This is a genomic window from Bacillus sp. 123MFChir2 (genome assembly GCF_000383235.1).
In the GTDB taxonomy this organism is placed as follows: Bacteria; Bacillota; Bacilli; order Bacillales; family Bacillaceae_G; genus Bacillus_A.
In genome coordinates this window covers 65782-75878 of the sequence record NZ_KB910939.1, presented here as the reverse complement: position 1 = coordinate 75878, position 10097 = coordinate 65782, and the positions used below count along the sequence as shown (strand labels likewise).

The 10097-nt window shown below is 33.5% G+C and carries 10 protein-coding genes, 1 pseudogene and 1 riboswitch; of the genes and pseudogenes, 4 read left to right on the top strand and 7 right to left on the bottom strand.

The genetic code is table 11. The features are described from left to right. The first annotated feature begins 826 nt into the window (after window positions 1-826). Window positions 827-1558 carry a class I SAM-dependent methyltransferase gene (locus H280_RS0110825; RefSeq protein ID WP_020061144.1) on the top strand — a complete coding sequence of 244 codons (732 nt, stop codon included), beginning with the start codon at window positions 827-829 and terminating at the stop codon, window positions 1556-1558. Window positions 1559-1586: 28 nt separating this feature from the next. Next, the gene (locus H280_RS0110820) at window positions 1587-2159 is read left to right on the top strand and encodes a histidine phosphatase family protein (protein ID WP_020061143.1); all 573 of its coding nucleotides are present in this window, start codon (window positions 1587-1589) and stop codon (window positions 2157-2159) included. A 342-nt stretch (window positions 2160-2501) separates the two neighbouring features. Here the strand turns inward: H280_RS0110820 and H280_RS23475 are convergent. Further along, a pseudogene (locus tag H280_RS23475) lies at window positions 2502-3390 on the bottom strand (tyrosine-type recombinase/integrase). Between the two features lie 338 nt (window positions 3391-3728). Here H280_RS23475 and H280_RS26455 point away from each other — a divergent pair. After that, a complete protein-coding gene (locus H280_RS26455) occupies window positions 3729-3953 on the top strand; it encodes a hypothetical protein (RefSeq protein WP_020061142.1) in 225 nt (74 codons plus the stop codon). Between the two features lie 70 nt (window positions 3954-4023). Here the strand turns inward: H280_RS26455 and H280_RS26105 are convergent, their stop codons facing one another. From H280_RS26105 to H280_RS0110790, 3 genes are all read right to left on the bottom strand, one after another. Continuing rightward, entirely contained in the window at window positions 4024-4194 is a 171-nt protein-coding gene (locus tag H280_RS26105) for a hypothetical protein (protein ID WP_020061141.1), read from the bottom strand. After that, complete coding sequence (locus tag H280_RS0110800; RefSeq protein ID WP_020061140.1) at window positions 4194-5288, bottom strand: response regulator aspartate phosphatase; 1095 nt, start codon at window positions 5286-5288, stop codon at window positions 4194-4196. Before H280_RS0110800 ends, H280_RS26105 begins: the two co-directional genes overlap by 1 nt. A 778-nt stretch (window positions 5289-6066) precedes the next feature. Next, window positions 6067-7254, bottom strand: a complete 1188-nt coding sequence (locus tag H280_RS0110790; RefSeq protein WP_020061137.1) for an MDR family MFS transporter — start codon at window positions 7252-7254, stop codon at window positions 6067-6069. Window positions 7255-7392: 138 nt separating this feature from the next. On the opposite strand from H280_RS0110790, the gene H280_RS0110785 reads away from it, so the two are divergent. Further along, window positions 7393-7914, top strand: a complete 522-nt coding sequence (locus H280_RS0110785) for a CGNR zinc finger domain-containing protein (RefSeq protein ID WP_034303725.1) — start codon at window positions 7393-7395, stop codon at window positions 7912-7914. 38 nt (window positions 7915-7952) lie between these two features. Here H280_RS0110785 and H280_RS26100 read toward each other — a convergent pair whose 3' ends face one another. The 3 genes from H280_RS26100 to H280_RS0110770 all read right to left on the bottom strand — a co-directional run bounded on the left by H280_RS26100 (window position 7953) and on the right by H280_RS0110770 (window position 10044). Beyond that, window positions 7953-8096 (bottom strand): hypothetical protein, encoded by a 144-nt coding sequence (locus H280_RS26100; protein ID WP_020061135.1) that lies wholly within the window; start codon window positions 8094-8096, stop codon window positions 7953-7955. A gap of 95 nt (window positions 8097-8191) precedes the next feature. After that, window positions 8192-8334: riboswitch (cyclic di-AMP (ydaO/yuaA leader) on the bottom strand. A 38-nt stretch (window positions 8335-8372) separates the two neighbouring features. Next, window positions 8373-8825 (bottom strand): GNAT family N-acetyltransferase, encoded by a 453-nt coding sequence (locus tag H280_RS0110775; RefSeq protein ID WP_020061134.1) that lies wholly within the window; start codon window positions 8823-8825, stop codon window positions 8373-8375. 64 nt (window positions 8826-8889) lie between these two features. After that, the gene (locus tag H280_RS0110770; protein WP_020061133.1) at window positions 8890-10044 is read right to left on the bottom strand and encodes a 1-deoxy-D-xylulose-5-phosphate reductoisomerase; all 1155 of its coding nucleotides are present in this window, start codon (window positions 10042-10044) and stop codon (window positions 8890-8892) included. Window positions 10045-10097 lie beyond the last annotated feature (53 nt).

Below are 10097 nucleotides of genomic sequence, written 5' to 3'. Positions count from 1 at the left end.
AAAATCGATTGTTGCCTCAATGGCACGAAGGAAATGGTCTTGCGGAACTAACTCTTCTACAGAAATTGTTACGCGCTCATCACGATGATTTTTCAGCGCTCCCATCATGGGGCATCGCTCCTTTGCATCTTTTTTATCAGTGTTGACAGATGAAAAGATGTTCAGACACAAAAACAGGCTGTGGAGAAGGCTTTCTCCACAGCCTGAGCAACTGTATAGTTGCTGCTTCTTTTTGTATTCACGCGAAAGTGAAAACCAGTATTTTACATTTAAATATATTTAATTATTCGGAAATGTGTTAAAATGAAAATTGTGTCTTTTTAAACGAGAGGTGGATTCATGTAATATTTTCTTCTTTACCTGGTTGGTTTTGGGAGATCTATTATGTTTTTTTATTAATCGCATTCAGCCTTTCTTGTGTTTATCTCTCCCAGAATAAGAAACAACGCATCGGTATGATGGGCAGTATCATCAATATTGGTTGTATTTTGTTTGTTCCAGTGTTCTCAGCCTTGAACAGTATTGCAAGAGAGGGAAATGAATGGGATCATTTTAAGTTGTCTTTCTCTCAAGGTGAAACCTGGACGTTTTTTACACTTGTTGGGCATATATATATTTTAGTTTGGACTTTGTTGCTAATTAGATTGCTTTTTCACCTTTTTAAACGGAAGAGAATCGAAAGTACTATGAAAGAATAGCGTTTCTTCTGCATATTTGAGGATTATTTAGTGGCTTTTTTAAAGAATAAAGTATTTTAGGTTAATGGTTGTAATGATATGAAATCTGTTAGAAAGTTATGTCTTCAAAAATGAAAGGAAGATAGAGTATGAATAAACAGCAAATTATTGATGCATACGATATATTAGCTAGTTATTATGAATACAGTGTTGATCATGAGGGCCCGTATAATACAGATTATGAACGTCCAGCTATGATGAACCAGTTGCCTAGTAGTATGAAAGGAATGAAAGTACTCGATGCTGGGTGCGCGGCAGGGTGGTATACAGAACATTTTCTAAATAGAGGAGCAAATGTAACTGCAATTGATGTTAGCAGTGAGATGGTTGCGGCTACAAAAAGAAGAATAGGTGAGAAAGCAGATGTGTTTCAACTGGACTTTGAAAACACATTACCTTTTGCGGATAGTACTTATGATTGTATTGTTAGTTCGTTAGCTCTTCACTATATTGCAGATTGGAAACGCACATTTGCTGAATTTGCAAGAATTCTAAAGCCAAATGGGACATTTTTATTCTCCGTTCATCATCCAACAATGGATATTCATTTATCGGAGAATAAACAATACTTTATGCGTGAGCTTCTTCATGATAGATGGAAGAAAAGTAATAAGTATATTGATATGTATTTTTATCGCCGGCCGCTACAAGACATTATAAATGATACAGTTCATTATTTTGGAATTGAAAAAATGATTGAACCAATCCCAACAGAAAAATTTTTAAAAAATCACCCATCATCTTATGAGAAGTTATTAAAACAACCAAGTTTTTTAATTATAAAGGCAAAAAAGAGAGCTTCTAGTGATATTGATGAATAGAAAATCACAGTAATTTCAGGAGGGAATTATGTATACATATATTTACATGGTTAGACATGGTGAATCACCTAAAACAGAAGGTGACGAACGAACGCGTGGATTGACTGAGAAGGGGAAGCTTGATGCGTATAGAGTAACAGAATTATTGAAAGATGAAGGGGTGAACACATTCATTTCCAGTCCATATAGCCGAGCTATGTTGACAATTGAGGAGTTAGCTCATTTTTATGAGAAAGAAATATTAGTAGACGAAAACCTTAAAGAATGTGTGTTTACAAGTGAAGACACGATAATGCCAGATAAGGAATTGTATCCTCTTGTAGAGAAGATGTTTTCGAGTCCGGGTTTTGCGTTAAAAGGCGGGGAATCAAAAACAGATTGTCAGAACCGTGCTGTGGCAGTATTGAAAGAGATATTAAAGAATTTTCAAGGGCATAAAGTTGTAATTGGTACTCATGGACTTGTTATGACGTTAATGATGGAATATTTTGATAGTCAATATGGATATGAATTTTTAATGAAGACCTCAAAACCAGATGTATACAGGATGAAATTTAATAGTGAGGAATTAATTGATATAGAAAGATTATGGACAGAATGATTTTGGCTATTTTAAAGAAGGCGAAGCTGAGCAGCTTCGTCTTTTCATTTATAAAATTCATGTTGTTGGTTTGGAATAAAGTTTGATCATTTTTTGTATTTCTTGTTTAATTTAATCGCCCGTTTGTAAAATATGAAGAGGGTATTTATTCAGTTCCTTAATATGAGGATGTATATAACTTCGGAGAACTTCATTCTGTTACATATAAGGAGTACCAATTATCAAATAAAAAAGGACTTTAAAAATTTATAATGAAGGTGTTGAATGTACGGAATGTTCCTATATTCAATTGTCCTTTGATTTTTGGTCACCTATTGTGGAGTAGGTGGCTTTTTCTTTTGTTTAAATATCTATTGTGTTTAATGGGTTGTATTTATCGTTTTGTTCAGGTAATGCAGTTCCCCATATAGCTAGATAACGTTCAGTCATTCGTAAATTACTATGTCGCAGCATTTTTTGACATCACAACCATTCGCTAACATGCGATGTGCAAATGTATGCCTAAAAGTATGTGCAGATAAACGAACATCTTTAAAATCCATCACCATCTTTAACCGCTTCAAGATACACTTCACTGCATTAGGTGTTAAAGGTCTGTTTTCTCTGTTTACAAAAACGTGATTTGATAAAGTATCAAACTCTCGTTCACAGAATACCTTGTATTCGCATAGTTCCTTTATAAGTTTCTCTGTTAAAGGAATGCTACTTTGTTGACGTTTCTTTCCGAATACAGTGATTGTTCCCTGGACAAGATCAACTTCTCGCCATTGTAAGTTACATAACTCTCCTAATCTGCAACCTGTACCAAGAAGAACAAGCATAATAGCGTAATCCCTGTATGCGTAATATTGTTTATCTCGTTGTTTTAATCGTCTGTAATAACCCAGCATTTGTTTAATAGGTTAATCGTTGAAAACTTCGATTTTGATTTCTTCTTTTGCATACGCAAACTTTCGAGTAGGATTTTTCTTTTCTTCAATGATTTCTTGATATTGAAGGTAATTAAAGAAAATCTTTAACGTATGGAGTTTGGTATTTCTTGTAGTAGGGTTGTTCTTACGTTGCTTTTGATTACATTAGGTTTAATATCGTTGACGTCAATAAGTTCACGTTCAGAACAAAATCCTTGAAACTCATTAAGAGTAAGGAGGTAAGAACCGATTGTTCGCGAGGATAAATTTTTAAATTCTCTATCATCTTTGAAATCTTGAATAGCAAATTTAAGCAACAAAAAAACCACTTCCTTTCCAGTTTATAGACTAGAAGAAAGTGGTTCTTCGATTGCATAGCGTGTCTGCCAGCAACCACTATATTTTATTACCGTCTGAATTCTTAACAAATCCAGTAATAGCAAGCGTTTATGACCCCGACTGGGTTCGAACCAGCGACCTCCACCCTGTCAAGGTGGAGGTCTTCTGGTTTCGGTGTGAAATAATGAACAACAGCAATTAAAGAATACTGCAGAAGCAGGAAAAGGGAATTATGCGACAGTGAGTAATGCGGATGAAATACATTAAACTTTAAAGAGTGTATATGAGAAATTATATAAAGAATGGGAGAATTGGAAGATTGAACAATATTTTAGCCTTGGAACACAGTGGTCAGATTTATTTAATTAATATTAAAGAGGCTCCTATTGAAATAGATGATGTTGTTAATAAAGAACATTATGACCTGAAAAATAGTGTTACACTTCATTCTGAAGGAACAATAGTGAGAGTACTGATATGGACTTTAAAAAAGAAGATAACCTCGCAAGGAATTATCTTCTTTTTGTCTTTAGTATACCGATAAATATTTTGTTGTATATTCAAAGTAAACACTATTTTAATTAGCTCTGAATAATGTATTTTTTATTGTAAAATTAAAACGTTTTTCCATGTTCTTCTTGAACAGAATTTAGCGAATCTGATTGTTCCAAGAATGTTTTACCATGTTCTGCCTGTAATGCGTTTGAAGGATTATACCCAATAAGCCCTGTTAGTAGTAAAGTTAGTCCGAATGTAATTCCAAAAAATTTAGCTATTTTTCTCATTATTTTAAAGCCTCCTTATCTTGTATTTTTTGTTCGGCTTCGTGTGACTTATAAAAATATTGACCAGCTTTATCCGATTGATTAGAAGCATAAAATTTTAAAGCCAATTGTTTAGAATAGTCATGTACGAACCCTAATAAATCTTCTTCCTCAAAGTATTGAATTCCTTCTTTAATTATTGTTTCAAATGTATTAATTGGTACTTCTGTATTTAATGCATGAAGGATGGAAAAGTGGTGTTTATATTCAATGGTTTGTAAACGATTACAAATTTCTAATCCTTTTTCAATAAATTTATTTGTTTCTTCAGTATGACCTAATTTAAAATGCTCTCTTGCTAATAGGAAGGTACATTTATAGTCAGTTTCAGGATCTTCAATGGAAGTAGATAAATTTCTAATAGCAGCTTCAGATAGGTTTTGCTCGGCATATAAGAAACCTAAATTATGTCTGATTTTTTGAGCAAGTAGTGTATTATTCTTTTTATTAACAATATCTAAAGCATTTATGAAATATTCTTCAGCTGCTTCATATTGACTTAAAGAAGTACATGTAAGTCCTAAAATATTTGTACAACCAGCAATATTAATCTCATATCCTAATAAGTTTTGATAATATTTTTTGGCTTTTGTTGCATAATTGATAGCCACAAGCGGTTGACGAATTTGATAGTAGAATGCTGCAGATTTGTAGAAAAATTCAGCTTTCTCAGCTTCGTCAGGTATATTCTTTAATAATTCTTTAGCATTGCTAAAGTACTCGTTAGCTTCTTTAAAATTACCAACCTCAGTAGCATGTATTGCTTTAAAAAAATAATAGTAATACGTGATAAAATCATCAGTTGGTTTTTCAAAGCTATTAATTTTTTCTAGTAAAGTTTGTGATTCTTTATAATCATTTATAAGTAATTGATATCTAAATTCTAATAAAGAATAGTATAGTAAAATGTTTTGATTTTCTTCAATCCTGTCAATTTTCTCCTTTATATCATTTCTAATTTCAAGTGCAAGAACAGTATCTTGACTACGAAGTGAATCATACCATTTATTTAGTAGAGATGTAATTTGTTCTAACGTAACTTTTGTAACCTCCATGTATAACCCCTCCTAATATATGTTCATGTAATTGTACCAAACTTTGGAATATTTAGTCATTGAGAAAGTTATTTTCATGAAAATTCTATTGTTTTTTTGGAAAAAGAAATAACTTTTATTTTTACTGAGATTTTAAATTGTAAATTAAATCCATTACTTTGTTGAATGAAATATACCTCTTAATTTACTACAGGTATTTATATATATATTTAAAGTAAAAGAAAATTTTAGGGAAACAGTATGTTGCTTGTCTTATTTAAAGCTAAGGAGGGAATCAGTAAATCCATTATGATTTTTAATTCAAGTGTTGATTATAGCAATAAGTCTAAATATGGAATAATGGTTTTAGGGAAATTGCCGGCGAACTACAAGAGGGAAAAATGAACCCAAATATTACTTGTAAAAAGGGATAATGACATTTGTCTATCTTGGACAGGGTGTTATTTACTTATGTGTTATGTATGGTGATTTTACTGTTTTTGTCATTTTGGGAATTACACTTATATACCTTTTGAAGATGAATATGAGAGTACCATGTGAACATACCTATCATTATCCTATCTTCAAAATTTTTTGGAGTCATTGGGATTAAGTAGGGAAGACATATTAGAGTTACTCCCGGTCAGTTTTAAGGGGGTTATATGGGGAGCATTAGAGGCTGAAGACATTGATTTTATACGTAAGCTTACCAAACCAAGGAGATGTCTGGAGATAGTAGAGCAATTTAAGCTTATGGAATCAGCAAGTTGAGAAAGTGAAAACAGAGTATGTAAGAATGTTACATACTCTGTTTTATATGAAATAGATTTTCATTCGATTTAACAGTTCGATTTAAAAAATGAAGAAATGAAAATCCAACAACGCCTAAAAGACCAAAAAGGATCCAAGGAAAACTCATATTTTGCCAATACTTCGTAAAGAAAGTTCCCGTATAGTTTCCAATCGTAAAGCCAAGGGCAAGTGATAGTTGGAAGAAACCAAAGTAGGTTGCTGTGTATTGTTCGTTGCTAAAGTTTGCAACAGCAATATCGGCATTAGGTAATACGAGTGTTTCTCCGATCGTAAATAAAATGACACAGACTAGTAGCCAATTTGGATGAAAAGAAAGTGGTATGAGTAGAAAAGATAGCCCCATTAGTAATACCCCATACTTAACAAGAGACAGCGCATGATATTTTTTGAAGAGGTATTTAAATACAATCATAAATAAAAAACCTGTAATCGCGTTTACTGTAATGACAAGTCCTACTAAATTTTGATCGTGGCTTATGTTATTCATATGAAGTGGTAATGCAACCGTAAGCTGTGTAAACATCGTATAAAAAAACACCATGATAAGTGAAAAAGAGAGAAAAGGTTTGTTTTGTCCAGCTGCTTTTATTCCTGTTAAAAGTTGCGTTTCGTATACAGTAACATGAAAGTGAGATCTAAGAAGAAAAAATAGGGATGCTAAAACCAACATGAGTGATCCTGTAAATATAAATGGATACATAGGATTCCATTGAAGTAATATACTCCCTGCGATCGGCCCAATAATTGCTCCGCCGTTTAGAAAGAGGTTTAGGTATGTAAAGGTATCTTTTCTTATATGGGCTGGTTGAGAGCCAAAGATAGCGCGTGCAGAAGGTTCATAAAATGCTGTCCCAAATCCAATGAATATTGTTGCAAGCATAATGGCATGAAATCCTGAAAATATTCCTAATGAAAGAAAACCAATACCTCGTAAAATCATTCCAATTATCATCATCGTAATATAGCCAATCCGATCGGCAAGTATACCAGTACATAACGGAAATATACGAGAGGTAATTGTAAGGGCTGTTAATATGGTACCAACTTGCATAGCAGAAAAATGTAAAGAATTAGATAAATAGATAGCTAGAAATGCCATCACAGCAAAATGACCAAGTGTCATAAAAAAAGACGAAAATAATACAAAACGAATAGGTAATGAAAAAGACCTCAAAGTTGTTACCCTCCTTGTTAACCATCTATTTGTTTAAATGGTTAACGTTTTTATGTTATGATTATACTGAAAATATGAAATAAAGTAAACTATGGAAAGTTGGTGGTGATTTTGAGTAACAACCAAATTGCGCCAGAGATGTTAGAAAGTATAAGAGCCTTTTTAAATACATGGAGAATTCCAAATGAAACGAGAGAACCAGTTGATCTTTTAGAATCGGAAGAAGATATACATCAGTTTATGATGGAGCAGTGGAATGAAAAGCTACCTTTTGGTCCAATGAAAGAAGTAATAAATTTCCGTGATACAATTCGTGAGGCAGTGGAACACCAGAAGCCGTTAAAACCGTTGTTTGAAAAATATCCATTGCAAGTAATGACGATGGATGAAGCGGTCGTCATTACATATCAAGCAATTGGTGAGGAAAATTTATATACATTCTTATTGAGGATTATTATCTCGGCGATTACAAACAAACAGTGGGGAAGATTAAAAGCTTGTCCAGATTGTAAATGGGTGTTTTACGATCAATCTCGTAACGGTAGTAAACGTTGGTGCGGTATGTATGCTGAAGGAGAAGGGGGACGAGCTTGCGGTACAATCGCAAAAGTAAAAAGGCACCGTGCGAAGAGAAAAGCGAGTTCAAGTTATATAAAATAGCGGAAGCTTTGCAGTTATGCAATGCTTCCGCTATTTTCTTACTTTTTATCTTGTACAATATGCTGCATAACATATTTATGTTGAATGCAACTTGCTGTTTTTATTGTATAATATGGACGTTGTTGTTCTAATTTTACTCGTTGCTCCATTGTTTTCTTTTCATGGTCGGATGTACGTAACATGAAAATCATCTCCTTTTATCTAACAATATTTAAGTAAAATAAGAAACATACTGTTAGAGTTAAGGAGGAATGCTATGTAGCATAAGTAAAAAACACCTTCCTCTCTCAATGCGCTTACGAGGTTAGCTGTCGGACTCGGAATGTGAGAGTATCCCTACTAAAAAAGACTCGCCCCAAGTGGCATATGCCACAGAAATGGTTTCCCCGCTCCAAAATTTGGATTCAGCAAAAGGTTGTATATGAAATAAATTAACATATTTATCCAAAGTAATCAATTTATTTTAGCTTTTTTAGCTGTACAAGAACGAGACCGTCTGATAATGTAATTTCTTTTGTTTCTATAAAATTATGTTTCTTATATAAAGAAAGCGCTGGCGTATTTTTCTTACCGGTTTGTACAATATAGTTTGTTGTTTCTTCATGTAGTTGAAAGAGGTGTTGCAGTAGAGCGGTTGCAACTCCTCTATGAAAATAGGTAGGAGAAACAACGAGGCGATGTATATCAACGACATCATCCTCATATAGAAACGAAATAAACCCAGCTAAAGTATCATCAATGAAGTATCCATAAAAGATTTCATTGCAATTTTGAATATCAAAAACTGTATCATATAATCGCGGAATGGAATTGTTTTCAAGGTACTGCGCTTCTATTTTATATGCAGGAATTTGAACTTCTAAAATTTTTGCAGCTTCTTCAATAGAAGAAGGAGATAATTTACGAATCAAATGAAGTCCTCCTTTTATGAAAAGAGTGAGAATATAAGATTCTCACTCTTTCGTATCATTATTTTTACATTTTCACAAGTAATTGATTTGCAAATTGCCGTGCCCATTGGTCGGCAGCTAATACCTCTTCTAATAAAGGATTTGCGATATTTTGATGAGCTTCTAATGCGGAATAGATTGTTTTTTCAATGTCAAAAAATGAAATCTTGTCTTGTAAATATAAAGCATTTGCAATTTCATTCGCAGCATTTAATACAGCCGGAGTAGTTCCGCCAATTTTCCCAGATTCATAAGCATAATAAAGGCATGGGAATTTCTCTAAATCAGGTCTTTCAAAATGTAAGCTCCCAACTTCTAATAAATTTAACTTTTTAAAAGAAGATGCTAAACGCGATGGATAGTGGAATGCATATTGAATTGGAATACGCATATCAGGCGCTCCGAGCTGCGCCATAATTGAGCCGTCTACAAACTCGACAAGAGAGTGAATGATGCTTTCTTTATGAATCATAACATCAATTTTTTCATAGGGAACGTCAAATAACCAATGTGCTTCCATTACTTCAAATCCTTTGTTTAGTAATGTTGCAGAATCAATTGTTAATTTTGCTCCCATTAGCCAGTTTGGATGTTTTAGTGCATCTTTCGCTTTGAGAAATTTCATTTCTTCACGGGCTTTATCTCTAAATGCACCCCCAGAGGCAGTTACAATTAACTTGTCAATTTCTTTATTATTTTCACCATTTAAGCACTGGAAAATAGCAGAATGCTCACTATCTACTGGAATAAGGCGACAATGATTTTTCTTTGCTAATTCTGTAACAATATGACCTGCTGCTACTAATGTCTCTTTATTAGCGATAGCAATGTCTTTTTTTGCCTTTAAGGCCTCGATTGTTGGAAGCAGTCCTGCTACACCAACAACGGAAGTTAACACAAGATTACTATCAGGGTGCGTAGCAACTTCAATTAAGCCGTCTTCTCCGTATACAATCTTTGCTCTAGTAGAAATACGTGAGCGTAGTGTATCTGCTAATTCTTTCGTACCCACGCTTACAATTCGTGGCTGAAATGTTTGGATTTGTTGTTCTAGCATATCAATATTTTTATTTGCAGTTAAACCAATAATTTGAAAATGTTCTGGGTGAGCAGCGACTACGTCTAGAGCTGATGTCCCAATCGAACCAGTTGATCCTAGAATTGAAATATATTTTACCATAATAAATCCTCCGTAGTTGAATGAATCTTTTCCGTAAACTTATATGTAATTAG